At 46.0% G+C, this 26,262-nt stretch carries 22 protein-coding genes, 2 pseudogenes and 1 riboswitch; of the genes and pseudogenes, 20 read left to right on the forward strand and 4 right to left on the reverse strand.

The features are described from left to right. Positions 1-14: 14 nt before the first annotated feature. Positions 15-476, reverse strand: a complete 462-nt coding sequence (locus JG50_RS0115500; protein WP_033102038.1) for a helix-turn-helix domain-containing protein — start codon at positions 474-476, stop codon at positions 15-17. Between the two features lie 492 nt (positions 477-968). Here JG50_RS0115500 and JG50_RS0115505 point away from each other — a divergent pair, with 492 nt between their 5' ends. The 6 genes and pseudogenes from JG50_RS0115505 (at position 969) to JG50_RS0115530 (ending at position 7,432) form a co-directional block, all read left to right on the forward strand. Next, a complete protein-coding gene (locus JG50_RS0115505) occupies positions 969-1,610 on the forward strand; it encodes a 2-phosphosulfolactate phosphatase (RefSeq protein ID WP_081943977.1) in 642 nt (213 codons plus the stop codon). A 29-nt stretch (positions 1,611-1,639) separates the two neighbouring features. Then, complete coding sequence (locus JG50_RS0115510; RefSeq protein ID WP_033102039.1) at positions 1,640-3,310, forward strand: long-chain fatty acid--CoA ligase; 1,671 nt, start codon at positions 1,640-1,642, stop codon at positions 3,308-3,310. Positions 3,311-3,364: 54 nt separating this feature from the next. Continuing rightward, positions 3,365-3,527: riboswitch (M-box (ykoK) riboswitch) on the forward strand. A 268-nt stretch (positions 3,528-3,795) separates the two neighbouring features. After that, positions 3,796-4,776, forward strand: a complete 981-nt coding sequence (locus JG50_RS0115515; protein WP_081943981.1) for a magnesium transporter CorA family protein — start codon at positions 3,796-3,798, stop codon at positions 4,774-4,776. After that, positions 4,715-5,242 (forward strand): annotated as a pseudogene (locus tag JG50_RS0115520) (spore germination protein); the annotation flags it as partial. The gene JG50_RS0115515 and the pseudogene JG50_RS0115520, both read left to right, overlap by 62 nt. After that, positions 5,226-6,320, forward strand: coding sequence for a GerAB/ArcD/ProY family transporter (locus JG50_RS0115525; protein WP_033102040.1), 1,095 nt, complete (start codon positions 5,226-5,228; stop codon positions 6,318-6,320). The pseudogene JG50_RS0115520 and the gene JG50_RS0115525, both read left to right, overlap by 17 nt. After that, entirely contained in the window at positions 6,317-7,432 is a 1,116-nt protein-coding gene (locus tag JG50_RS0115530; RefSeq protein ID WP_033102041.1) for a Ger(x)C family spore germination protein, read from the forward strand. The genes JG50_RS0115525 and JG50_RS0115530 overlap by 4 nt, the downstream gene beginning before the upstream one ends. Positions 7,433-7,452: 20 nt before the next feature. Here the strand turns inward: JG50_RS0115530 and JG50_RS0115535 are convergent, their stop codons facing one another. Beyond that, positions 7,453-8,271, reverse strand: a complete 819-nt coding sequence (locus tag JG50_RS0115535) for a serine hydrolase (RefSeq protein WP_033102042.1) — start codon at positions 8,269-8,271, stop codon at positions 7,453-7,455. A 150-nt stretch (positions 8,272-8,421) separates the two neighbouring features. Here JG50_RS0115535 and thiM point away from each other — a divergent pair, with 150 nt between their 5' ends. Further along, on the forward strand, positions 8,422-9,240 hold the full coding sequence (thiM, locus tag JG50_RS0115540) for a hydroxyethylthiazole kinase (RefSeq protein ID WP_033102043.1): 819 nt from the start codon (positions 8,422-8,424) through the stop codon (positions 9,238-9,240). Between the two features lie 229 nt (positions 9,241-9,469). Then, positions 9,470-12,085, forward strand: a complete 2,616-nt coding sequence (gene ppsA, locus JG50_RS0115545) for a phosphoenolpyruvate synthase (RefSeq protein ID WP_033102044.1) — start codon at positions 9,470-9,472, stop codon at positions 12,083-12,085. A gap of 143 nt (positions 12,086-12,228) precedes the next feature. Here the strand turns inward: ppsA and JG50_RS0115550 are convergent, their stop codons facing one another. Continuing rightward, positions 12,229-13,206, reverse strand: coding sequence for a stage II sporulation protein M (locus JG50_RS0115550; protein ID WP_052154397.1), 978 nt, complete (start codon positions 13,204-13,206; stop codon positions 12,229-12,231). A 106-nt stretch (positions 13,207-13,312) separates the two neighbouring features. Here JG50_RS0115550 and JG50_RS0115555 point away from each other — a divergent pair, with 106 nt between their 5' ends. The 10 genes and pseudogenes from JG50_RS0115555 to JG50_RS18390 all read left to right on the forward strand — a co-directional run bounded on the left by JG50_RS0115555 (position 13,313) and on the right by JG50_RS18390 (position 24,213). Then, on the forward strand, positions 13,313-14,110 hold the full coding sequence (locus tag JG50_RS0115555; protein ID WP_033102045.1) for an RDD family protein: 798 nt from the start codon (positions 13,313-13,315) through the stop codon (positions 14,108-14,110). Between the two features lie 97 nt (positions 14,111-14,207). Then, positions 14,208-15,164: a GAF domain-containing protein gene (locus JG50_RS0115560; protein ID WP_033102046.1), complete on the forward strand. Its 957-nt coding sequence runs from the start codon at positions 14,208-14,210 to the stop codon at positions 15,162-15,164. Next, the gene (locus tag JG50_RS0115565) at positions 15,164-15,358 is read left to right on the forward strand and encodes a hypothetical protein (protein ID WP_033102047.1); all 195 of its coding nucleotides are present in this window, start codon (positions 15,164-15,166) and stop codon (positions 15,356-15,358) included. The genes JG50_RS0115560 and JG50_RS0115565 overlap by 1 nt, the downstream gene beginning before the upstream one ends. A 137-nt stretch (positions 15,359-15,495) precedes the next feature. Then, complete coding sequence (locus tag JG50_RS0115570) at positions 15,496-16,494, forward strand: LacI family DNA-binding transcriptional regulator (protein ID WP_033102048.1); 999 nt, start codon at positions 15,496-15,498, stop codon at positions 16,492-16,494. Positions 16,495-16,537: 43 nt separating this feature from the next. After that, the gene (locus tag JG50_RS0115575) at positions 16,538-18,637 is read left to right on the forward strand and encodes an amylo-alpha-1,6-glucosidase (RefSeq protein ID WP_033102049.1); all 2,100 of its coding nucleotides are present in this window, start codon (positions 16,538-16,540) and stop codon (positions 18,635-18,637) included. Between the two features lie 114 nt (positions 18,638-18,751). Beyond that, complete coding sequence (locus JG50_RS0115580) at positions 18,752-19,978, forward strand: ABC transporter substrate-binding protein (protein WP_033102050.1); 1,227 nt, start codon at positions 18,752-18,754, stop codon at positions 19,976-19,978. Between the two features lie 52 nt (positions 19,979-20,030). Continuing rightward, positions 20,031-20,921 carry a carbohydrate ABC transporter permease gene (locus JG50_RS0115585; RefSeq protein WP_033102060.1) on the forward strand — a complete coding sequence of 297 codons (891 nt, stop codon included), beginning with the start codon at positions 20,031-20,033 and terminating at the stop codon, positions 20,919-20,921. 26 nt (positions 20,922-20,947) lie between these two features. After that, positions 20,948-21,766, forward strand: a complete 819-nt coding sequence (locus JG50_RS0115590; protein WP_033102051.1) for a carbohydrate ABC transporter permease — start codon at positions 20,948-20,950, stop codon at positions 21,764-21,766. A 606-nt stretch (positions 21,767-22,372) separates the two neighbouring features. Beyond that, positions 22,373-22,552 carry a hypothetical protein gene (locus JG50_RS0115595; protein ID WP_033102052.1) on the forward strand — a complete coding sequence of 60 codons (180 nt, stop codon included), beginning with the start codon at positions 22,373-22,375 and terminating at the stop codon, positions 22,550-22,552. A 347-nt stretch (positions 22,553-22,899) separates the two neighbouring features. Continuing rightward, positions 22,900-24,213: pseudogene (locus JG50_RS18390) on the forward strand (nucleobase:cation symporter-2 family protein). Between the two features lie 80 nt (positions 24,214-24,293). Here the strand turns inward: JG50_RS18390 and JG50_RS0115605 are convergent. Beyond that, positions 24,294-25,241, reverse strand: a complete 948-nt coding sequence (locus tag JG50_RS0115605; protein ID WP_033102053.1) for an aldo/keto reductase — start codon at positions 25,239-25,241, stop codon at positions 24,294-24,296. Between the two features lie 291 nt (positions 25,242-25,532). On the opposite strand from JG50_RS0115605, the gene JG50_RS19495 reads away from it, so the two are divergent. Both JG50_RS19495 and JG50_RS0115615 read left to right on the forward strand, forming a co-directional pair. Further along, positions 25,533-25,676: a helix-turn-helix domain-containing protein gene (locus JG50_RS19495; protein ID WP_235281705.1), complete on the forward strand. Its 144-nt coding sequence runs from the start codon at positions 25,533-25,535 to the stop codon at positions 25,674-25,676. A gap of 25 nt (positions 25,677-25,701) precedes the next feature. Then, entirely contained in the window at positions 25,702-26,007 is a 306-nt protein-coding gene (locus tag JG50_RS0115615; RefSeq protein ID WP_081943980.1) for a hypothetical protein, read from the forward strand. Positions 26,008-26,262: the final 255 nt, after the last annotated feature.

Here is a 26,262-nt window from a genome sequence, read left to right on the forward strand (position 1 = left end):
AGCGTATGGGGTCATTATAGAACCATATTTAATTTGTTTGGTTCCAAACAAATGACGGATTTTGCTATACGCTCTGCCTTTTGATACTTCTTCATATAGAAGAATGTTTTAGCTTTGAGAAATAACCAGAAAGGGTAGAGGGGGTGTTTTGACTCCAATTCAAATTCCTTTAGTAATTCCAAATCATCTTTCAATTTATGGCCGATATTAATACTATTTTCTATTGCTTCTAAGTTTCTTTTCGTTTCCGTAATATCTTCTTTTTTGATCTTTTTCATAAGATCATCAACAAACAATCCTAATGATGTAGCGACCTTTTGAATTTTTTCTTTATCACGCACCGTTCCTTGTTCTATTCTCCAAAGGGTGGAACTTGGAATTCCGGTTATTTCAGCCATCTTTTGAAGTGAATAACCTTTTTCTTTTCTCTGCTTCTGAAGGAAATGCCCAACTTCTTTTAAATTGTGATATTCCACAAGTTACCCCTTCTTTCTTCATTATAACAAGACATGTAAAAATAGCCGTGAAATTGGTAAAAATGTCGAAAATGGGAATATACCATTTTTAAAATGGGATATTTCAAGATTTTCGACCCTCTCAATATATATATTCGGAATAACAACAGGATTTTGTTTCATTTTTTAATGATTCTCTGAAATATTTCATATTTTATATATCCTTCCAATTCGCTCAGGTTTGAAAAATCCTCATCTTCTAATTAGAATAAGTTTACACACATCCAGAAAGCAGGGTGAAATCTACTAATGAATTTTTCAACCTCGCGATGTGATACCAAAACCTCTTACGACCTATCTACATATTTCCAAGTGCTAGTGATGAACGGGAAAATGACTGAAAAAGAATATGGACAACTTGAAAAAATGCTCAATCAAGGATTTGAAAAGTCGAAAAACAGGTAAAGAAGTGGTAGAGACCACTTCTTTAATGATGGTTATCATGAAGGTGATATTCTTTTTGCCACTTCAGCGGTTGTTTCGGCGCTTTCTTATGGCGCACGCGAAGTGATTCCGGTTTGTGATGAATGGGAAGCCCGGCGAGTTGCAGAAGGAAAAGAAACGTACTTACTGGCCGGGGAAAATCAAGGGAAATTCATCGACGGATTTTTGAGTCCCTTTCCGAATGACTGGAAAGAGAAACTGCGCGAAAAAACAATTGTTCTGTCGACGACCAACGGAACGGTTGCCGTGCGAAAAGCGTCTCAGGCTTCTACCGTTTATATCGGGGCGCTTTTGAACAGTTGTTTTATCGCAAAATATCTGACAACCAACCATCGGCACCAGGAGATCGTGATCCTCTGTTCCGGTTCTGGGGGGAGGTTTTCACTGGAGGATTTTTATGGCGCCGGTTGCCTTATTCATTATCTCCTCCGATTTGATGAAACCTGGCAATCATCCGATGCAGCCAGATCCGCTTTGCTTTTGTACCAACACCATCCCGATCCGCTCGCTCTTCTGTCGCTCTCGCGGGTGGGAAAAGGGATGATTCGCCACGGATACGGACGGGAAGTTGCATTTGCGGCACAACAGAATTTGTTTCCGTTGATTCCCCGCCTGGATCAGGGAGTAATCCGCCCATTGGCTTTCGGTTAAGGGAAATCCAAGTTTATGGAGGGAAAATGATGTTGACGAAACATTTCGCTTTTTGGCCTCCATTGTTGCCGAAAACACTGACCGTACCGAAAACGCCGGTTCATGACAATTTGTTTGTCACAGCTAAGCGATATCCCGACAAAATTGCGATCATTTATTATGGCGGAACTCTTACCTACCGGCAGCTGGCCGACGAAGTGGAAAAAGTCGCAGGATATTTGCAAAAGCGTCTCGGTGTGAAGCGCGGTGACCGCGTCATCATCTACATGCAGAATGCACCGCAATTTGTGATTGCCTGCTACGCCGTCTTATGTGCAGACGCGGTGGTTGTTCCGATTAATCCGATGAATAAGACGGGTGAGCTGGCTTATTATCTGAAAGATTGCGGGGCGGAAGTGGCCTTTGTCGGACAGGAACTGTACAAGCAGGCTGCACCCTTCCTGGAAAACGGGGATTTGAAACGGATGATTGTCGCCTGTTACTCCGAATATGCCCGGCCAACTCAGGAACCGGATGAATTGTTGCCCGAAGAAGTAAAGCTGACGCCTGTCGCGTTTTCGGACAGCCGGATTGTGAATTGGCGGGATGTAATTTCCTCTGATCTGAGACCGGATCAAAGCAGAGCTAAAGACGATGACATTGCCACCATCCCGTATACCTCGGGAACAACCGGCAAACCGAAAGGCTGCATCCATTTGCACCGGACCCTCCAGGCCAATATCTTCAGTGCGGCCGTCTGGGTGCATCTTACCTCTGATTCGGTCGTTCTTACCTGTTTGCCGTTGTTTCATGTGACAGGAATGGTCCATTCCATGCACTCGGCGATTTCCTGTGGCGGAACGATGGTGATCATGACACGCTGGAACCGAATTTTGGCAGCAGACTGGATCGAACGGTACCAGGTCACGCACTGGACCAATATCAGTACCATGCTGATCGATTTCCTCTCGCAACCGCACATTTCCAAAAGGCGCTTGGATTCGCTTGTATCGGTGGGAGGAGGAGGAGCATCCCTCCCCAAGGCGATCGGAGAAAAACTGGAAGCACTGACCGGCCTTCGCTATATGGAAGGGTACGGGCTGACGGAAACGATCGCCCACACGCACTTCAATCCGCCAGGGCGTCCCAAATTACAGTGTCTGGGGATCCCATCTTTTGATGTCGATGCCCGGATCATTGACCCCGACAGCAAAACCGAACTCAAAGAAGGGGAAGAAGGCGAACTGGTTGTCCACGGACCTCAGGTCTTTGCCGGTTACTGGCGGCAACCGGAAGAAACCGAACGGTCGTTTATTCAACTCGATGGCAAGCGCTTTTTCCGCACGGGGGATATTGCCCGTTACGACGAAGAGGGATATTTTTTCATTGTTGACCGCCTGAAAAGGATGATCAATGTTTCCGGGTTCAAAGTTTGGCCGACCGAAGTGGAGTCTGTACTCTTCCATCATCCGGCGATTCAGCAAGTGTGTGTGGTCGCCACGCCGGATCAAAGAAGAGGAGAAACAGTCAAGGCGTTTATCATTCTGAAGGAAGAGGCGGATTCCATCAGCCCGGATGAAATTATTCAATGGGCCAAAGAGCGAATGGCTGCTTATAAATGCCCCCGCCAAATTGAATTTGTCAAAACATTGCCGATGACCAGCAGCGGAAAAATCCTGTGGCGCGAGTTGCAGGAAAAAGAGTTTGGCAAAACAACTTGAAAATTGAGGATTGACTCGTATGGTCCGGCGTTGTATATTGGTGAAGTAATTTAATATCCTATCCGTTAGGTGAGGCTCCTGTACAGAGAGACGCTACTGCCCAAAAATGTCGAGAGACGCCAATGGGTCAACAGGAAAGATCGGCTTAAGGTCTTTTCTAATGTAGCTGGCATAGCCTATGCTGTACAGTGCTAAAACTCAACGAGAGGAAAAATTGGGATGTCGCTGAAGATTGCTTGTTTTGCATGAGCAGTTTTTCAGGGACTCTGTCTGCATGGTGCTAACATAAGCCTTCACGCCCACGCCTCTTGTTGGGGAAGTGAAGGTTTTTTATTGCTCACAAAAACGCTCTGTTTCAAAAAGGAGGTGGAGAACATTCTTACAGACGATCCATTACCGTTACCGTTATTCAGACCTTCACTAGACCATGGCAGGCGGGGATGTTCTCCCTTCCTGCGGCAAAGCTGCAAACAGAGGTGAGCATGATGCTGAACATCTACCAATCCGATCCAAACGGCTCAATCAAAGAGATTCATGAATTCCGGCCGGGATGCTGGGTCAACCTTACCAATCCGACGGATGAAGAAATCGATCAGGTTGTGCAGGCGTTAAAGATCCCTGCCGACTTTTTACGGGATTCCTTGGATGAAGAAGAGAAATCGCGTATTGAAAAAGAGGATAATTGCCTTTTAATCATTGTTGATATTCCCATGACGCAAAATGGTTCCCGGGAAGAACGATATATCACGCTCCCCCTCGGGATGATCGTAACCGAGAACTGTTTTGTCACCGTCTGTTTGAAGGAAAACTCGATTCTGGAACATTTCACCGGCAACAAAGCCAAAAACTTTTACACATACATGAAAACCCGCTTTGTTTTGCAACTGTTGTCGTTAATTTCCACTCACTATTTAAGCTATCTGAAAAAAATCAATCGCAAAACGAACGAAATCGAGAAAGAACTCCGTCAATCCACGCAAAACCAAGAGCTGTTTTCCCTGTTGAATCTGGAAAAGAGCCTCGTTTATTTCACCACTTCGTTAAAAACGAACAATATCGTGACGGAGAAATTGCTCAAAAGCCAGTATTTAAAAATGTATGAGGAAGACCAGCATTTGCTGGAAGATGTGATCATTGAGAATAAGCAGGCAATCGAAATGGCGGAAATCTACAGTTCCATCCTGAGCGGATTGATGGATGCTTTTGCTTCCGTGATCTCAAACAATTTGAATCATGTGATGAAAATATTGACCTCGATCACGATTGTTTTATCATTTCCCACCATGATTGCCAGCATCTACGGAATGAATGTGCCATTGCCTTACCAAAATCACCCGCATTCCTTTTCGGTTCTTATGGTATTGTCCCTTGCCCTTTCTTCGATTACCGCCATTATTTTAGGGTACATTGCAGAACATTCCTTTCCCGCCGCTATTGGAAGCGCTTTTGATGGAATTGACGATTGAGCTGATCCGCGAGGCCGGGATTCGCCTCCCCAGCCCGGTGGGGCAAACCATCGGCATCGTAGGTGGATTGGTGATCGGAGATGCCGTGGTTCATGCGGGGTACGTCTCTTACACGATGGTCCTGGTGGTGGCGGTTACGGCCATTTCTTCCTTTTTGGTTCCATCCAATGACATGAGTACTTCCATCCGGGTGTTACGTTTTCCCATAATGTTTATAGCTTCCGTGTTCGGGGCGCTCGGGATTCTGTTCGCGGTGATGTTTCTCCTGATTCACTTGGCGAAACTGGATAGTTTTGGAACTCCGTACATGGCTCCGGTCATGCCGTTCCGTCTCCGGGATATGAAGGATACGTTTGTCCGGCTGCCGATCTGGAAGTTTAATGAGCGCCCGCAAGAGGCGCATCCGCAAATACTCAGGCAGGAATGGAATTCGAGAGAGTGGGAGAATAATGAAGAACAACATTGAGATCACCCCAATGCAATTAAGCTTTACAATCATGCAGGCGATGTTTGGGGTGGGGTATGTTTCCCTGCCGCATGACCTGCAAGAGGTAGCCAAGGGAGGAGGGTTTCTCTCCGTTCTCTTTGCCGGTGTCCTTGTACAGATATTGCTCATTATTCTCTGGGCTTTAAATAAACGCTTCCCTACCAAAACCCTTTTTGAATTTGCTCCGGTAATTTTGGGGAGATTTTTCGGAACAGCCGTTTCTGTGCTCTATATCATCTATTTTTTGCTCACCGCCAGTCTTGTATTGGACTTATACACCCGCATCTGCAAGGAGTGGGCGTATCCTTTGACACCGGGCTGGTTATTGATGTTGCTGATGGTGCTTACCAGCACTTATTTGGTAATCTCCGATTTGCGGATTATTGCCCGCTTTCTGGTGTTTGTCTCTTTCCTGCTCATCGCCAACTCGTTCCTGGCCATCTGGGGGCTTCAAAACGCCAACTACTTATACATTCTGCCGATTGATGAAGCGGGATGGATCAATATTGTGAAAGCGATGCATGATGCGGTGATCGGCCTGCTGGGGTTTGAGCTGATTCTCGTAGCCTATCCTTTTACGGAAGGAACTGACAAAGACAAGTTGAAAGCGGCTTTGTTGGCGGTTTGGGTAATTGTCTTCCTCTACGCGCTGATCACCTTTACCTGTCTGGTTGTTTATTCTCCGGAAGAAATCCCTCTGATCTCGGAACCGGTCATCCACCTGCTTAAAGGTTATCGGTTGCCGATGATTGAAAGGCTGGATCTGTTTTACTTATTGCTCAATGCCATCGCGGCAGCCACATCGTATATGGTGTATTTGTATATGTCCACCAAAGGAATTACATCTCTTTTCAAGCGGGTGAAGTACAAATGGGCCATTTTGCTGACTGCTGCTATCAGTTTTGTCATCGCGCTGTTCCCGGAAAACCGGTATCAAATCATGCAATTCAGCAAGATTTTCAGCTATGTCAGCTACTTGTTTATTGTTGCCCTTCCCGTTTTTTTGCTCATCGTTGCGCTTATTAGAAAACAAAAAGAAGAGGGGGTGAACATGTGATCCGAAAGCGCCTGACTCCATGGATGTTGCTCCTGGCCCTTATCTTCCTCTCCGGCTGTTGGGATATCGATTATTTGCGTGATTTCCGGATGGTCGTTATTGCTGGATTTGACCGAAATTCCGATGGCAAAATATTGGGAACCATAGCGGTTCGCTATCCTCCTGCTACCTTTGAGGCCGGAAGTCCCAGCAACATCACTTTTGAAGGGATCGGAAATTCGATCCGGGAGGCGAGAAAGAATATCGCCATAAAAACGAACGGCAGAATCCGAACCTCGAAAAACCGGACCTTGCTTTTGGGGGAACGATTGGCCAAAGAAGGAATCTATGACGTGCTGGATGTCTTATACCGGGATCCAAAATCCGCACTCAGCGCTCACATCGCCGTGACTCACGGCAGGGCCAAAGACATTATCGCGATTAATCAGATCGGTTCAACCCTGATCGGGAAATACATCGACGAATTGATTGAATCCAAAGAGACGAGATCGATTGTGGAAAAGCATAACATCGAGTCCATATTCGCCTATCTGATGGATCCGCTTCAAGATTTTGCCATCCCCTATCTGACCAGCAACGGCAAGGATGTGAAAGTCAGCGGAATGGCCATGTTCCACGGGCAGCGAATGACGGGCATACTCACTCCTGATGAATCAATGCTCTATCTGATGATGAAGGGAAAAAACAAGAGCGGCGGTGAGCTCACCCTGAAAGTCCGGCAAAATGAACGTTCGCCGCAATGGAATTTCATCTCGATTGATATACGAAAAACGAAACCCAAGATGAAGGTAAAGGTTAACGGAAACAAGATCGACGTCACCTTTGTGGACAAACTCAAGGTTGAAGTGGGAGAATATCCACCGGATCAATTGGAACAAGAGGAACATGCCAAAAAATTGAGCAGCCAGCTTTCTGCGATTCTTACCAAACGGATGAATTCGCTTCTCAAGAAAATGCAAAAGGCCCATTTTGACGGATTTGGAGTAGCACGGCATTTAAAGGCATTTCACTATGAGGACTTCAAGAAGATTGACTTCGAGAAGGAATTCCCCCATATTCATTTTCAAGCAAAGGCGATTGTGGAAATCTCGGATTACGGAATTATTAGTTAGAGAAAAGGGGGGTGCTTTGTTCACTCCTGGCCCGTGTAAACATCAAATGCAAGCCGGGCCAGTTCCCCCAATCCTTTTTGCGCTTCATGGTAGTTCAGTCCTTCGCTGAGCGCCACTAGGATGAGTGCGCGGGAACCGATATAAAAGATGCCCGAATCATGCAAAATACGGGTGACCATCCCTGTCTTATGGGCCATTTCATAAGGCGGAATGCTCCCCACAATATCTGTATTTTTCGAAGGAAGGAAATAGGGGAAGCAATCGTTTAATTGCTGTTTTTTGAGGATTTGTACCATCTCCTGGCTCGCATGCCACGAAATCGCTTTGCCGGTGGCCAGGGCTTTGTAAACGCGCGCCATATCTTCGGCAGTGATTTGGTTTATCCCTTCCGGATTTGCCGGGAGAATCATCAGTTTGTTGTAAAAAGTGCTTCCGGTCATCCCCAGCTCGTTCATCGTTTCCCGAATCACATTCTTGCCGAGCAGATCGATCAACAGATTGGTGGCGGTATTGTCGCTCTGAATAATCATCAAAGTGACGAGATCCTTCACGGTGAAGCGGGTGCCGGGCGTCAGGTGTTGCAAAACCCCCGAACCGCCGACTTGATCCTCTTTCCGCAAAATCACTTCCCGACTCAATTCCAGCGCCCCGCGATCTGCCTGACGATAGACCGCAATCATAATCGGGACTTTGATGATGCTTGCGGAATAAAACGTTTTTGCTTCATTCCAGCTCCAGCGTTGTTCGGTATGAAGATCCTCGATCCAAATCCCCCACGTACCGCCAACGCCGGTTTTCCAATCATCCAGCTTTTGAGTTAACTTTTGAAATAAACTCAAATGGATCGCTCCATTCCCTGTTGGTATCTGTCTATTCCTATTATAAATGAAATTTCTATTTTACAGATTTGGCTTGAACCGAGGATTTATTCAAGCATCCATGATAAAGTAAGCAATGAAAAGATTTTACATTAAGGGATGATTGGACAGATGACAGCAGAAAAAATCGCGCAAATATTGGGGCGCGTCCGTAAGGAAAACCCGTTGGTTCACAATATCACCAATGTGGTGGTGACCAATTTTACCGCAAACGGACTGTTGGCTCTTGGCGCCTCACCGGTGATGGCTTATGCACATGAAGAGGTGGCGGACATGGCCAAAATCGCCGGCGCCCTTGTCTTAAACATCGGCACATTGAACCGGGAAACGGTCAAAGCGATGATCATCGCCGGAAAATCAGCAAACGACCACCGGATCCCCGTTGTTTTTGATCCGGTCGGTGTCGGAAGCACTCTGTTCCGGACTGAGATGGCAAGAGAAATTTTGTCCAAAGTGAAAGTTTCAATCATTCGCGGCAACGCAGGGGAGATCGCCAATCTCATCGGTGAAAACTGGGCGATGAAAGGCGTGGACACAGGTAACGGCAGCGGAAACACCAGGAAACTCGCACAACTGGCTGCGCAGCGATTAAACACGATTATTGCGTTGACGGGCGAGGAGGATGTGGTTACGGATGGTCATGAAATCCATATAATCCGTAACGGTCATCCGCTCTTAACCAAAGTAACCGGCACCGGATGTCTGTTGACTTCCGTCCTGGGTGCGTTTGCCGCCGTCGAAAAAAATCATCTTTTGGCTTCGGTCAGCGGGATCGCCGTATATGGCGTGGCCGCGGAAATCGCTGCCGCAAAAGCAGGGCATGAGGGCCCGGGAAGTTTTCAGTATGAATTTTTGAATCAGCTCTCCAAGATCACGGAAAAGCAAATTATCCAATACAGTTCGACGGAAAATACAACAGTCATAGAATAAAAATCATGGCTCCTCACCCCGGAAAACAGGGAGGGGAGTCATGATTTTTATTCAAACAGATATACAAACGACCGAAAAAGGACACATCTCTCCCACTTTAATTATAAAACAAAATCGGAATCAATTACAGACTGTTTATTCTTGGAGCTAAGTTCTAGAATCTATACAGTGAGAGATGCTCCATGGCGCAATTGGCGGCAGATCAAGTCTAAAAAAAGGGGAGAAGTGAATGAGCTCCTATGTTGTCAGTTTTCGGGAGATGGATAAAACGCAACTTTTGCTCGTTGGAGGAAAGGGGTTGAATTTGGGGGAACTGGCGAAGATTCATGGAATACAAGTGCCGGAAGGATTTTGTGTTACGACAAAAGCTTTTCAAAAAGCCCTCGAACAAAACGAAGCGTTCCGCGCATTGTTGGATCAACTCACATTGATGAAAGCAGAAGAGCGGGATCGAATCAGGGAAATCAGCAGCCGGATTCGGAAAATCATAATGGAAGCAGAGATTCCTTCCGATGTTGAGAAAGCAGTTGCTCACTATCTCGCACGATTTGGCAACGAACATGCGTATGCCGTGCGGTCCAGTGCAACGGCGGAAGATTTGCCGCATGCCTCTTTTGCCGGTCAGCAAGAAACCTATTTAAATATTATCGGAAAGGAAGCCATTTTGCGTCACATCAGCAAATGTTGGGCTTCCTTGTTTACGGATCGTGCCGTGATCTACCGTATGCTAAACGGATTTGACCACAGCCAAGTGCATCTGTCCGTAATCGTTCAACGGATGGTGTTTCCACAGGCTTCAGGAATTTTATTTACTGCAGATCCGGTTACTACCAATCGAAAACTGCAATTGATCGAGGCCGGTTTTGGACTTGGAGAAGCTCTTGTCGCCGGTTTGGCATCTGCCGATTGTTATAAGGTGCAAGAAGATAAAATTGTCGAGAAGAGGATCGCAACCAAAAAATGGGCGATCTATGGACTGAAAGAAGGCGGAACGGAGACACGGCAGATCGATCCTGATCAACAAAAGATTCCGGCACTTACTGACCAACAAATTTTCCGACTGGCACGCATCGGGAGACAGATCGAAGCATATTTTGGTTGCCCGCAAGATATCGAATGGTGTTTGGCTGACGATACATTTTATATCGTCCAGAGCCGGCCCATCACCACCTTGTATCCCATCCCCGAGACAAATGATCCCGGCTATCGCGTTTATGTGTCTGTCGGCCACCAACAAATGATGACTGATCCCATAAAACCGTTGGGATTGTCTTTTTTCCTGTTAACGACTCGTGCGCCCATGCGTGCAGCCGGCGGAAGGTTGTTTGTTGATGTCACACAGATGCTGTTTTCACCTGACAGAAGAGAAATGTTATTAGATACCATGGAACAACATGATCCGCTCATGAAAGACGCACTGATGACCATCATCGAGAGAGACGAGTTTATCAAATCGTTCCCAAAAGATGCGAAAGAACAAAGTCTCGGCAAAATCAATAAGGGGATATTGTCTGCGGGTTTTCAAGGCCAAATCGAAAACGATCCGACCGTTGTTTCCGATTTGATGAAACGCACTCAAACAGCGATTGAAGAGTTGAAGCACAACATCCGGAAAAAATCAGGACCGGATTTATTTGATTTTATCCTGGAAGATATCCGGCAATTGCAGAAGCTTTTATCTGACCCCCAAAGCATAAGGGTGATTCGGGCCGGGCTCGATGCTTCATCATGGATCAATGAAAAAATGAATAAATGGTTGGGTGAAAAAAACGCTGCGGACACGCTTTCGCAATCCGTGCCGAACAATATTACTTCGGAAATGGGTCTGGCACTATTGGATGTTGCCGATGTAATTCGCCCTTATCCGAAGGTAATCCATTATTTACAACATGTAAAAGATGATCGCTTTTTGGATGAACTGGTTAAGTTTGATGGCGGGCGGGAAGTCAGGGAAGCGTTCCTTGCTTTTCTCAACAAATACGGAATGCGCTGTCCCGGAGAAATCGATATTACCAGAACCCGTTGGAGCGAAAATCCAACTGCACTCATCCCTTTGATTCTCCGAAACATCAAAAACTTTGAGCCTGGCGCCGGTAAACGAAAATTTGAACAAGGACGGCAGGAAGCTTTAAAAAAAGAACAAGCGTTGTTGGGCCGATTGAAGCAATTACCGGACGGGGAACGAAAAGCTGAAGAGACAAAACGAATGATCAGCCTGCTCCGGAATTTCATCGGTTTCCGGGAGTATCCAAAATACGGCATGATGAATCGCTACTTCATCTATAAGCAGGCGTTGTTGAAAGAAGCCGAACAGCTTTTACAGGCCAAGGTAATCCGTGAAAAAGAAGATATTTACTATCTCACTTTTGAAGAACTTCGCGAAGTCGTGCGTACAAACAAACTGGATTACCGGATTATCAGCAAACGAAAAGACGAGTACAAACGATATGAAAATCTAACCCCTCCACGTGTGATCACATCTGATGGTGAAATCATTGCCGGCAAATACAAACGGGAGAATCTCCCGGCCGAAGCGATTGCGGGCCTGCCGGTTTCTACCGGAGTGGCAGAGGGGAGAGCGCGTGTGATCTTAAACATGGAAGATGCAGATCTGGAAGAGGGAGATATCCTGGTCACAACCTTTACTGACCCCAGCTGGACACCCTTGTTTGTATCCATAAAAGGTCTGGTCACCGAAGTTGGCGGACTGATGACCCATGGAGCGGTTATTGCGCGCGAATATGGCTTACCGGCCGTAGTCGGTGTGGAAAATGCCACCAAACTGATAAAAGACGGGCAACGCATTCGGGTGAATGGAACAGATGGCTATATCGAAATATTGTGATTGCTGAATACGTGCGAATTTAATCAATAGCACTCAATAAGGAACCGGTTGAAAAGTTTGTTCCAGGCCGGGTCGTGACACCCTTTAACCTCCCCGCGTTTCGCGAATGGTGAGTCAAGGTGTATCACGACTTCCTGATTTGCTTAACTTTCATCAGGGTTCTGTTGGGCAAAAAACGGGCGCCCGAAATAGAGAGAAAGCCATAACAGATTAAAAATGGCAACCGCATATTTCGTCCAATGCGGCCAGTGCGCAGGAGTCACGTATCCTTCAATGATGCCGGCGATGATAAACATCGGAATCACGCCGGCCATTAATTTGATCGTGACCAGTCCCTCGCGGATCAAGGCATGCTTCCTTGTAAAATCACCGGGGACAAACAGGCGGTATGCCAGAGAAAGCCCTGCTGCTCCGGAGATAAAGATGGCTGTCAATTCAATGACACCATGGGGCAAAATAAATGCCCAAAACGGGTAGTCGCCTCCCGCCTGACTGTACAAGGCGGATAAAGCCCCCAACAGCAATCCGTTCATGAACAAGCTCCAGATCGTTCCAATTGCCAAAAATATCCCCATCGCGAAACAGGTAAAGGCCACTTGGATATTGTTAATCATGATTTGACTGGAAACGATCGCATCATTCCAGTCATTTTTTCCGATATTTTGGGGATCGATATTTCCCGCAAGGTCTGACGGAAGGAAAAAGGCCGCCGCATCATGATTCAAACAGGTAGCAACAAAGGCAAAAAGAAAACCGGCAAACAGAAGAAGTGCAGCTGTAAGCACAAAAAAGCGGCGCTCATAAAACAATTTGGGGAATCCGTCACGATAAAACAGCCAGACTTTTTTTCCGTAGGTCGTTTCAGGGGCACCATACAGGATATTATGAGCTCTCATAACCAGTTGTCGCAGTTCCGCTGTGATTTCATGCGAGGGAAAGCAGGTTTGCGCATAAGCCAAGTGCGCGGAAATTTGCCGGTACATTCGGCCGAATTCATCAATTTCTCCCTTTGTGCAATTGCGCAGCGACTTTTGCCTCAGAAATTCCTGCAAACGTGACCAGGTTTCCTGGTTCTCCTTGATAAATTGACTGAGCCGGTTTGATGTGTTGGTCAGGGACAATCTAACCCCTCCGATTAACTGATGAACGAATTGTCAATGTTTTTCCTATTTATTTTCCTATATAAAGATATTGTATAATGTGAATGTGAATCAGAAGGGGGCTAAAATGAAAAACATTGTTACAATCCAAACGCCTGAATATGTTCAGGTTCCCTTTGAGACTGCGGGGATTGTCAGCCGCGGGATCGCAAAATTGGTGGACTTTTTGGTTTTAAGCGTCATCCTTGTCCCGTCGAGTTTGATCAGTTTTGCGTTCCTGGCAATGGGGGATGACCCGCAAAATACAGAGTTATCAATCCTCGCGGCGCTCTTCTTTTTCATCACGGCCGCACTTCCTCTTCTTTACTTTGTTTGTCTGGAATACTGGATGAATGGCCAAACCATCGGAAAAAAAGTGCTCGGACTTCGTGTAATACATGACCGGGGAGGAAAAGCATCTTTTTCTGCCGTGTTTTTGCGGAACCTTTTGCAATTGGCTGATCTTTTTCCCGGTTTTTATGTCAGCGGAATGATCGCGATCTTTCTTCATCGGGAAGAAAAAAGAATCGGGGACATGATCGCCGGAACACTTGTCGTGATGGAAAGAGAGAAGCACCAAGTGTTGCATTTTCAAGCATCACCGCTCTTTTTGAATGAACGGGAGGTGGAAATTTTACAGAGACTGTCCCCGATCTCCCCGGAGCAATACCTTATGCTGGAATCATTCTTAAGACGCAGAAATGAATTGCTTTCACAGGTCCGAAGTTCGATCGCTGAACAATTGATTAAAAAATGGTGGCCTGAAATTGAAACAAAAGCGGGATGCGAAGAGGAGTTTTTGGAAAAAGTTTATCTCTATCTGCGCAAAAACATCTATCCGGTTCATCTGCCGAAGATTATCCCGGCTTTGATAATTGGAAAATAATGCTGGTGGCACGGTCAAAACCGTGTCATCTCATTTTATACTTTCTCTTTGAAGCAGCATATAGTAAGAGTAAAGATCAAAATTGGGGAGCGGAACAATGTCAGAGGATCTGTTGCACCTGTTTGAAATCTTCGATAAAAATACAGGCTGGTTTTTCGATTTTCTCGTAATCACGTTCTCGATTTCCATCGCAATCTTAATCGGAATCTATCTATACCGGTTCGCCTCGGGGAAAAGTGATTTGATGGGCAGAAAAACCGAGGAACCGACCCAGGATAACCAGGTCACTCTTCTGCAATTGGAATCTTGCCGCAAGAAAAATGAAGAATTGGAGAAAAAGCAGGTTTTGCTGGAACAGGAAGTACAGGAATTGTTAGATCTTTTGAAGGAAAAGGAACAGGAGTTGAGCAAAAATGCCGTTAACCTCATGAAAGCGGTACAAGAAGTGGAAATCCTGAAACAATTATATGAGGAACTTGACGCCAAGTACGATGACGAAACTTACACGATGTCGCAAATCATGTACACAGCGGATGAAGTGGCAGCGGCGATCGCCAACGAGGAAAGGTTCAAGCAAAATCGCGATGATATCTTTATGAATTTACTGGACTATCTGGTAAACACCTTAAAAAACTTTCGGGATAAGAATCCGCGGGTCATCATCCATGTCAAGCACCCGAACCATCCGGGAAAGTTGACGCACTATGCCCATTCCAGCGGACACACCCATCGCGTCAAGATTTATGAACCGCCCCTTTACGGAAGTGCTGCCGGCAGAGCCTGGCGAACACAGGAGGTTTATTATGCACCGGATGTGGAAGATCAAAAGTATGAGTATGATCGCAAAGAACATTCCCGAAAAGTGTATCGATCCATTCTTTGCATTCCGTTAAAGGCAGGTGTTGAGCACCCGAATATTATCGGGGTTTTGTCGATTACGGGCACGCCCGCCAATGCGTTTGAAAAGATTGAAATTGAACGGGCGTTGCTCTTTGCCAGTTTGATCTATCCGCTTATTTATATTGATCTGAAACAGGAAGGGAGGTTGCCTTGATGGGATGGTTTCGCACACTCCCGCCGGAAGAGCGAAAACGCCTGAACAAACTTTATCGTGAAGGATCAATTTCAAGAAAGCAGTTCATGCAAAAAATGAAAAATGGTTTTTTCGACCATGAACGGCTCGCAGTGAAGGAGAAATTTACCCGGTTGATTCAAAAGCGGGACTGGGAAGAAGAACCGGAGTTTTAATTGTGGTTAAGAGAGGCGTGGTGTTCTTGAGAGAGCACCACGCTTTTGTATAAATTTGATCAATAGCGAAAAATATATATTGAGTATTCGCAATTATTCATTTAAAATAATATCGAAAACGTTTTCGGAGGAATAAGATGAAGGTGACCATTAAAGACTTGGCAAGACTGGCCGGCGTATCGATTACCACTGTTTCCAGGGCTTTAAACGGCTATAAAGACGTGCGCCCGGAAACGAGGAGAAAGATACTGGAACTGGCTAAAGAATTGCACTACCGGCCCAGCGGGATTGCGCGCAGCCTGGTGACAAAAGAGTCGAAAACACTGGGTCTGATCATTTCCGGGTTTACGGGTTCGCGCAAAGGGCATCATTTTATGTTTGACATTATCTACGGGGTGATTGACCAAGCGACAGAATGCGGCTATGATGTGATTCTGGCAGCCACTTCACCACACCAGCAAAAAGCTGTGCCATATATGGAGCTCTGCCAGCGCCGCCAGTTGGATGGAGTGATATTTTTCGGGGCGAGAAGGAATGATGTCTATCTCCATGAAATCATCAATGCTTCTGTCCCCTGTGTTTTGATTGATGTTCCGATCGTGTCTGATCGTTGCAGTTTCGTTACGGTCGATAATCGCAAAGCTGCCCGGTTGGCAGTTGATCATCTGCTCTTGCAGGGACACCGTCGAATTGCCATGATTAACGGACATCAGGAAGCCTATGTCAGCGAAGAAAGGGAAGCGGGGTTTCGTGAAGCTTTGAAACAAGCGGATTTGGATGAGCCTCTGATCGTTTATGGTGATTTTGAAGAAGAGTCAGGGAGGGAAGGGGCAAAGAAACTGCTGGAGACAAATCCGGATCTGACAGCGATTTTTTGTGCCAGCGATTGGATGGCGATGGGGGCAGTAAACGGCCTTCGGGATCTGGGCAAGAGAGTGCCGGAAGAGGTATCGGTCATCGGGTTTGATGATATCGAATTGTGCCGCTATGTTACCCCGGCTCTCACCACCATTCACCAACCGCGCTATGAATTGGGAAGCAAGGCGGCCAAGGAACTTGTCGCTCTGCTGCGGGGGGAGAAAGGAAAAGGGATTGTGCTCGAGCCTGAACTGATTATTCGCAATAGTACAAATTGAAGTTGATCCATTTTTTGAAAACGTTTTCGAGGAGAGACCGATCATGAACCACATCATTAAGGAAGAGGATATCTTCTTATTTACGGACGGCCAAGGAAATATCCCTGTGAACAGCCCGTGTGGTTACGGACTTTTTTACCGCGATACCCGCTTCCTCCATCATTTTTCTTGGGAGCTTTCCGATATTCCCATGATCTCGCTTTGTTCAAAAGCGGCGGGCGCAGAAAGCGAATACCGGTATACCAATAAGGAGGTGATGCGCGGAGATTCTCTGATTCTATATTCTCTGATTCTATGGCGGGAGTCATTGGAGTTGGTACATCGTCGCCGGATTTTTGAAGGAGTGGTATATGAAACGTTTCATTTTGTCAATTTGGATCAGCGTGCAGTAAACACCCGGCTCAAACTGACCGTCGGAGCCGATTTTACCGATATGTTTATCATCCGGGGTTTTAGCACGGGAAAACGGGGTGAGGAACCGGACTGTCAGGTGCTCGATTCAGGACTCCGCTTTTCTTATAAGGGATTGGATGGCAGAGAACGAAAAACGGAGATCGTATTTGATTCGCAGCCATCCGCCATCAGGCAAAATGGATCTGTGGAGATTCCGCTTTCCCTTCATCCGGGAGAAAAACGGGACATCGGTTTTAAGATCATTCCTTATCTGGACAAGAAGCCGCAGGTGCTGGATCAGACGGAGGCCCAAACTCGCCTGTGGACCTCATATCGCGCATGGATGGAGAAAATGCCGCAGCTGGAGTCTGATCATCCGGATTTCAACGCAATGTTTCAAACCGGTTTGCATGATTTTCGAATGCTCTTGACCGATGTGGGGAACGGAAAATTACCCGTGGCAGGATTGCCTTGGTTTGCCGTTCCGTTCGGACGGGACAGTTTAATCGCGTCGTTGCAGTCCCTTTTCATCGATCCGGAGCTGGGCAAGGCGACGATTCGCACGATGATGCAGAAACAGGGAACCCGTCTGGACCCCTGGAAAGATGAAGAACCCGGAAAGATTTTGCACGAAATTCGTTATGGAGAGTTGACGGAAACGAACCAGGTTCCGTTTTCGCCTTATTACGGTTCGGTAGACGCAACCCCTTTGTTTTTGATATTGATTCATGAGATTTACCGTTTTACCGGCGATTTGTCATTTGTGCGCGAATGTGCGGAGTCAGCGAAAAAAGCTTTTGCATGGATTGATGAATACGGGGACCCGGACAACAGGGGATACACCTCATATGCCTGCAAATCCGCCAAAGGAATCCGGAATCAGGGGTGGAAAGACTCCGAAAATTCGATCGTCCATACGGATGGCACATTGGCGGAAGCGCCGATTGCTCTCGTCGAAGTGCAGGGGTATGTTTATTGGGCAAAAAAAGCGTGGGCACGCTTATTTGAACAGTTGGGTGAAAGCTCTTTGGCCAGGCGATTGGAGCGAGATGCAAACCACTTGCAGAAAAGGTTTCTTCGTGATTTCTGGATGCCGCAAGAAGAATACATGGCCTTGGCTCTGGATAAAGACAGGCGCCAAGTGGGGGCAATCGCTTCCAATGCCGGTCATTTGTTAATGAGCGGGATTTTGGATGAAGCAAAAGCGGGATCCGTTGCCCGGAGGCTGTTGCAACAAGATTTGTTCAGCGGTTGGGGGATACGGACGCTCAGCGCGGAACATCCTGCATACAACCCGATGAGTTATCATAACGGTTCGGTTTGGCCGCATGATAATTCGCTGATTCTGCTGGGGTTAGTCGAATGGAATATGACCGAAGCACTCAGTTTGCTTCTTGATGGTTTGATCGCAGCTTCCGCCCATTTTCCGGAGCGCCGTTTGCCTGAACTTTTCTGTGGATACGAACGGAGCGGGGGATCCCTTATCCCTTATCCGGTTGCTTGTTCGCCACAAGCCTGGGCTGCCGGAACGGCATTTGTGATGCTCCGGGCCATGTTAGGTCTTAAACCGGATGCCGTTCAAAAGAAAATCGTGCTGACCCCCTCCTTGCCTGCAAGTATAAACCGGCTGAATGCGAATCGGTTGCGGATCGGGGAAGGGGAGCTGGATGTCAGCCTGTACAAGAGCGGGGACACCGTCTACACTGCTGTTAAACGAAATACAACCGGCTGGGATGTCATCATAGGTTAGAAGGTTCGGCATGGAGTTTTACGGAGAGTATTCCCTGAATGGACCTGTGACCATGTTCAAGATATTTTTCAACCGGAAATTCGTGTTTCCACAGCTATATGAGGAGGTTGAAATGTGAGCCTTTTCAGACAATTCCTCGCGATCCTGTTACTGACTTCACTGGTGTTGACGGGATGCGCCGCAGGGGGATCAAGCAGCAAAAAAGAGATTCGAATCGGGGCTGCTCTCTCTTCACCGGCGGAAAAACAAATTCTGGAGGCGCAGGTCAACGAATTCAAGAAAGAGCATGCTGGCGTGGATGTCAAGATCGAGTCGCTCACGGATGACTACCTCAAGGAAATCCAAACCATGATCGGAGCCCATAAGGAACCGGATATTTTTTATCTGGACAGCATGTATGCTCCTGATCTCATCCGTTATCAAGTATTGGAACCGCTTGATCCTTATATAAAAAAAGAGAAAGTGAACTTAAATGATTTTGAGGATTCACTGGTTCGAGCTTTCCAAAAGAACGGTCATACTTACGGGATTCCCAAAGATTATAATACGCTCGCTCTTTTTTACAATAAAAAAATACTGAAAGAAAAGGGAGTTGCCGTTCCAAAAACATGGGATGAACTGCGTGCGGCAGCAAAAGCGTTAACGACCAGCGAACATAAGGGACTAGTTATCAATCCTGAACTCGCGAGGTTTCAACCTTTTCTCTATCAAAACGGAGGAAAGGTGATCGATGACCAAGGCAAACCGGATCTCAATAGTCCGCAAAATCGGGAAGCCCTGCAATTTTTCACTGATTTGTTTACGAAAGATCACAGTGCTGACACCCCGAAAAATATGGGATTTCAATGGAGCGGAGACGCATTTGCCGAGGGGAAATCCGCGATGGTGATCGAGGGAGGCTGGCTGATTCCGTTCCTCAAGGAAAAGGCTCCGGATCTCGACTACGGGATTGCGGAACTGCCGGTCAAAGCAGCCGGAAAACCGAATTCCAACCTGGCGTTTACGGTAGCTTACGTGATGTCCAAACGGAGTGAGCATAAAGATATCGCGTTTCAATTAATCAATTTCCTCACCAGCGAAAAGGGGCAATCCTATGTGGTGAAAAGCGGGTTAGCCTTGCCGTCCCGAAAAGCGATGGGAGAAAAGTTCATTCAAACCTATCCTGAACGGGCCGCTTTTGTCAACGGAGCGAAATACGCCCAGCCCTTCCAATACGGCGATGCCGGGTCCGCCTTGGTGGATGCTGTCAACAAGGCCGCCGAGTCTCTGGTATTGGGACAAGAACATGATGTAGCCAAGGCGTTAGCTGCGGCAGAGCAACAAGCGAACAAAAAACAATAATCAAAGAGAGCGCTTTTTGCTCTCTCTTTTTTTCATCAGGCGGGGTGAAAACATGAAACGGAAAAAGCGCTGGACGAGCGATCCATTTATGGGTTATCTGTTCGTTTTGCCGGCAGTGGCCTGTTTATCCGCGTTTTTTATCGGTCCGATCCTTTATGCCTTTTATCTCAGCTTTCAGCATTTTTCTTTCCTTAATCCCGAATTGTCCTCGTTTGTCGGGTTGGATAACTATTTGCGCTTATTTACAGATCAGCGATTCCATCGCGCTCTCTGGAATACCACGCTTTATTCCCTGGGAGTCGTACCGGTTCAAGTCAGCCTTTCTCTGTTATTGGCACTGATCGTAGACAGCAAGATCAAGGGGAAAACTTTTTTTCGCGTTACTTATTTTTTGCCGACCGTCACTTCATCTGTAGCCGTTTCCGTTATGTTTCTCTACCTTATCAAAAAAGAGGGTTTGGTCAATTTATTTCTGTCCCAGTTCGGGATTCAGGGAAGAAGCTGGTTGATGGATGTTGATTTTGCTTTGCCCTCAATCATGCTGATGGCGATCTGGACGACAGTCGGGCAATTTATGGTGATATACCTTGCCGGCTTGCAGGAGATTCCGCAAGATTTGTACGAAGCGGCAAGAGTGGACGGGGCAGGGGGATGGCGGCAATTTTGGCATATTACTTTGCCGCTTTTGAAACCAACCACTTTTTTTATCGTTGTGATGTCCATTATCGGGACATTTCAGGTATTTGACCAAATGTACATCATTTCCAAAGGGGACGGCGGCCCTTTGGACGCCACTTTGACCGTCGTTTTATACCTGTATAATGAAGCGTTCAAGCAATTTGATATGGGTTATGCTTCAGCCATTGCCTTTTTCCTGTTTGCCGTTATTTTAATTTTGACAATCATCCAAAGGAAAATTTTCAAGGATGAGACTTATCAATAATGCGGAGTCGAGGAGGATCAGTTTCCATGTGGAAAAGAGCGGCACGAATATTCCTTTACATTATCGCCATCGGCTATGCCTGTATCACACTTTTTCCGTTTCTGTGGTCGTTTTTCACTTCGCTTAAGTTGACTCCCGATACAAACAAATGGTGGGTGCCTGTATCCAGATTGACCATGGAGAACTATACGAATTTGATCTTCAGCCATGAATACCCCTTTTTTCAGTGGTTTATCAACAGCTTAATTGTCGCCGCTGTTGTCACGGTGGGGAATCTGATAATCAATTCAATGGCCGGGTTTGCATTGGCAAGAATTCCGTTTCGGGGCAGGTCATTTTTGTTTTACCTCGTACTGGGGATTATGATGATTCCTCCTCAGGTTATACTGGTTCCGATCTATATTCTCCTAAGCAAATTGAATTGGGTCGATACCTATTATGGTCTGACCATCCCCTGGATGGTAAACAGCTTCGGCATTTTTCTCATGCGCCAGTTTTTCCTATCAATTCCCAGGGAGTTGGAGGAGGCGGGTTTTATTGACGGACTTTCACGGTGGGGCGTTTTTTGGAAGATCATTTTGCCCCTGAGCAAACCGGCTTTGGCCACACAAACGATTTTCATATTTATGGGCAACTGGAACAGCTTTATGTGGCCCAATCTCCTGGCCAGTTCAGAAGAAATGTATACTTTGCCTGTCGGTTTAAGCACATTGTACGGGGAATATAACGCTTTCTGGAATCATATTCTGGCCGGAACAATGATCATGACGATTCCGATTATCATTGTTTTCCTGATTTTCCAACGCCACTTTATCCGAGGGATCGCAACCACCGGAATAAAATAGGGTAGATGATTTTCACAAGAGGTCCGATTAATTAATCGGACCTCTTGTGGTTTTAATACGATTTAAAATAAAATAATTTCTCAAAACTATAGTTAACTTTTTCTAACGAGACAGAGACGAGAGAAACAGAAGATATGAAAAAGAGGAAACCAAAATTTTGCCAAAGGAAGAAGATCAGATTTACATACCGTAACAAAACAAATATTTTGTTACGGTATGTGAGGGGATTACAGGGGATCAGGAGGCGATTTTTCTCCTATTCATCTCCTTTTATCCCTGTTTATGTAATCCGAAAACACCCATATAACCCCGGTTTCTCTGATCATCATTTCCAACCTGAAGATCTCTCTTACAGAAACTGTCTTCAGTTTTTTCAACCGCAAAATATTACTCGGCAACCCGGCTGATGCTTCTCCCTGTACATGCGATAATCACCATCTTGCTTCTGGCAGCATTTATTCATGGTGGCATTCCGACGATTGGTTGTATCCTGTTTTTAGCGCAAACCAATTTGCAAAATACATAGTTCGGATAATTCTTTCAACTTGACTTATTCCCGGTCTACCACTATTGTATTAGACAAATCATTTTCTGGAGGGCTTACAATTGGATAAAAGATATCAACTGGATCTGACGATTCAAGACTTGAGACAAGCTAAAAATATCATCCAGCGTGCCGTTGACCGCTTGGAGCAGATCAACCACAGTAAGAGTTTCACTCTTAATAACCTGGCAAATGACTTAAAGGATTTTATTGAAGAATTGGATTCTGATGAGGAATTTTAATTGGTATCATAGTTTTTCGGGTGCCGAATGGATCTTCTTCATCCCTGGTATCCTTCCGGCCAATCGGGGTAAATATATCCTTTTAAGATTCTTTCTTCCTTTATTCCCGAAAATAACAACCTTCTTATTTCGATTCTAAGGCCGTTTTTCTTATTTCCAATACCCCAAACCTATCAAAAAAATAAAAAGGCTCTAAACCCGCTTAGAATCGCTCTGGCGGCTTGATTGGATAAACATTTGCAAAAACAGAACAATGCGTTATTATATTAATGTAATTGTTCGTTTTTTATATCGTTTTTTCTCTTTCGATCCACCAATCGTTCACTTCTCATCTCAGGAGGTTTCTTATGAATAATTTAGGGATCTGGAAGATTTTATTTTTGGGATTTCAACATGTACTGGCCATGTATGCCGGAGCAGTTGTTGTTCCCTTGATCGTCGGGTCTTCCTTGGGAATGAATCAACAAGACTTGGCTTACCTGATTTCGATTGACCTGTTTACCTGCGGAATTGCCTCTCTCTTGCAAGTGGCAGGCGGGCGATTCCTCGGCGTCAAACTCCCGATTATCTTGGGTTGCACGTTTACTGCCGTCCCACCGATGATCACCATCGGCAAACTTGAAGGATTACCGGCAATCTACGGTTCCATCATCGCTTCCGGAATCATCGTGATGATCGTTTCACAGATTTTCAGCAAGATTGTCAAGTGGTTCCCGCCTGTCGTCATCGGTTCGGTCGTCACCACGATCGGCGTCTCGTTGATTCCCGTAGCAATGAACAATGTCGCAGGCGGACAAGGTTCGCAGTCCTTTGGAAAAATCGAAAATTTGGGTTTGGCTGCTCTCACCTTGGCCATTGTAATTTTGCTTAACCGCTTTTTCAAAGGCTACATTCGCTCGATTTCCGTTTTGATCGCCATAATCATCGGCACGGCCGTGGCTTGGGGATTGGGAATTGTTGACTTTACCTCCGTCAGTAAAGAAAAATGGTTTCAACTCGTGGAACCCTTCCATTTTGGTTTACCGCAGTTTCACCTGTCCTCCATCCTTACGATGACCCTGGTTGCCATCGTCAGTATGATCGAATCTTTGGGTGTCTTCATGGCCCTGGCCGACTTGTGCGAAAAAAAATTAAGCGATAATGACGTCAAAAAAGGTTTCTTGGCAGAAGGATTGGCCTATGTGATCGGCGGGATGTTCAACTCTTTTCCCTACACCAGTTTTTCGTAGAATGTCGGTCTTGTCGCCCTTAGCAAAATCAAATCTCGTTCAGTTATTGTCGCCGCCGGTCTCATCTTGATGGTTTTGGGGTTGCTTCCCAAAATCGCGGCGATCACAACCATTGTCCCCAATGCGGTCCTGGGAGGAGCAATGGTACCGATGTTTGGAATGGTTATTACTTCGGGAATTCGCATTCTCTCCACCGTTGATTTCAAACAAAACGAGAATTTGCTCATCGTTGCCTGCTCCATCGGCATCGGACTGGGAATCTCCGTCGTTCCCTCAGTATTTAAAGAAATCCCCGAGTCCATCCGGGTAATCGTGGACAACGGAATTGTCATTGGCAGCTTAACGGCCATCATCCTCAACCTCATATTGAACCGAAAAAAAGAAACCGCACAACATGTCAACACTCCCCAATCTGCTGCAGAAACCTTATAAAATGAGAAAAAGGAGAAGGATTTTGATCCTCTCCTTTTCTTATTGGTCAACGGCTCAGCTTGATCAAGATAAAATACTCGCTAAAGTTCGCTTTTGACGGAGAAACGCTTTGCCATCTCGTTCAATCGGTGAAGATCCCTGTTGGTTAAGGTGATTTTCACCGCCTCGATATTTTCCCTCAGATACTTTCTTCGTTTGGTCCCTGGGATGGGCACAATATCATCCCCTTGAGACAATACCCAGGCCAAGGCAATTTGCGAAGCAGTTGCTTCCTTTTCTCTTGCGATTTTTTCAAGCTCCGTCACTAAGTTCAGGTTCTTTTTGAAGTTTTCCTCTTTAAATCGTGTGAAACGACGTCTGATATCATTCTGCGCAAAGTCATCGTATTCCTTGATTTTACCTGTTAAAAAACCATTTCCAAGCGGGCTGTAAGCGACAAGGCCAATTCCTGAATCACGGGCGACCGGCAGGATTTCCTCGACGTCTCTGTTCCATATGGAGTATTCCGTCTGTAAAGCTGTGATCGGATGCACGCTGACGGCACGGACTAAAAGATCAGCATCCACATTGGAAAGCCCGAGGAAGCGGACCTTTCCTTCTTTCACCAGATCTGCCATGGCTCCCACTGTTTCTTCGATCGGCACGTTTGGATCCGGCATGTGCAGATAATAAAGGTCAATGTAATCCATCCCGAGCCTGCGCAAACTGCCTTCAATCGCTCTTCTTACATATCGGGGATGTCCGTTCAGCCCTGTTATATCCCCTTGTGCGTTGCGGACCACTCCAAATTTGGTTGAAACAATCGCTTCTGATCGGCGTCCCTTTAATGCTTTGCCAACAAGGATTTCATTTGCTCCCCCAACACCATACAGATCAGCTGTATCGAAAAAGTTGACGCCAAAATCAAACGCTTGATGAATGGTGGCAATCGCTTCCTTTTCATTTGTCTCTCCATAAAATTCGGACATGCCCATACAGCCGAGTCCGATAGCGGATACTTCCAAACTCCCTAATTTCCTTCTTTCCATCACCATTCACCTCCCTTGTCTCCAAACATGCTTTAAAAATATAGTTTATATCTCAAAAAAAGAATAGACTTTTTCTTCTCGTTGAGTTATCCTTATACTCAGAGTATGCCCTGAAACAGTCGCGTTTCGGGGCATTTGTTGTATAACGGTAAAGATCGGATCAGCCAATGCCTCCTTATACTATTCGAAATTTTCGTGTGTATGTATTGTAAACTGATTTGCATTTTGAATTAGTTTAGGTGAATATTAGGAATTGGCATTAAATAAGGATCCGTTGATGGGAGTCCGTTGTTGCGCCACTCCGAAAAATCCGTCACCTCCATCGCCTTTGAGACTGGTTTCAACAGTCTCTCTTCCTTTGAACGGATATTCAGAAAAAAATTCGGTGTCAGTCCAATCAAATATCGCAAAATGGTATCTTTTAAAATACGGTAGATGAAGCAGTACGGAGGCAGGGCACGTGACATCGAAAAACGGCTCGGAACGATCTTGGCCAACCAATGAGGAAACCTCTCCCGATATCACAATGGACCTGAGGCAAAATAGCACCACAACAGTCATGATAGAGGGGACGAAATCGACTGGAATAGTAAAGCTGCCCTTTTTGGGGGCAGCTTTACTATTTTTAGCCAAAAAGAAGATATCGCCCGACTATATCAAAAAAGCGGCCGAAAAATTTTTCAACCAACATAAAGAATGGCCCAGCCAGAGAAACCTGGCCGAACTGGCCGGGACAACCCGACACCAGTCTGCCAAAGTCCTGTAGTTAATTGACAAAAAATGAGCCGCAAAATGACAAAAAACGGAAACCGATTGCGAATTAAAATAAGGGGAGCCAAAAAGAGCATTCGTTGAATTCGGAGATTATAGAGCTAAAAGCGCATGGACAACCAACAAAGAAGATATTGATCCACAAATTTTTGAACGGGTGAAAGACCAGCTATTCCGGGATTGGGATTTTATCTAGAATAAGGCCCGTTGATGCGGATCAGCGGGCCTGACAAAACAAAGGAGCATTCCT

Source organism: Thermoactinomyces daqus (assembly GCF_000763315.1).
In the GTDB taxonomy this organism is placed as follows: Bacteria; Bacillota; Bacilli; order Thermoactinomycetales; family Thermoactinomycetaceae; genus Thermoactinomyces_A; species Thermoactinomyces_A daqus.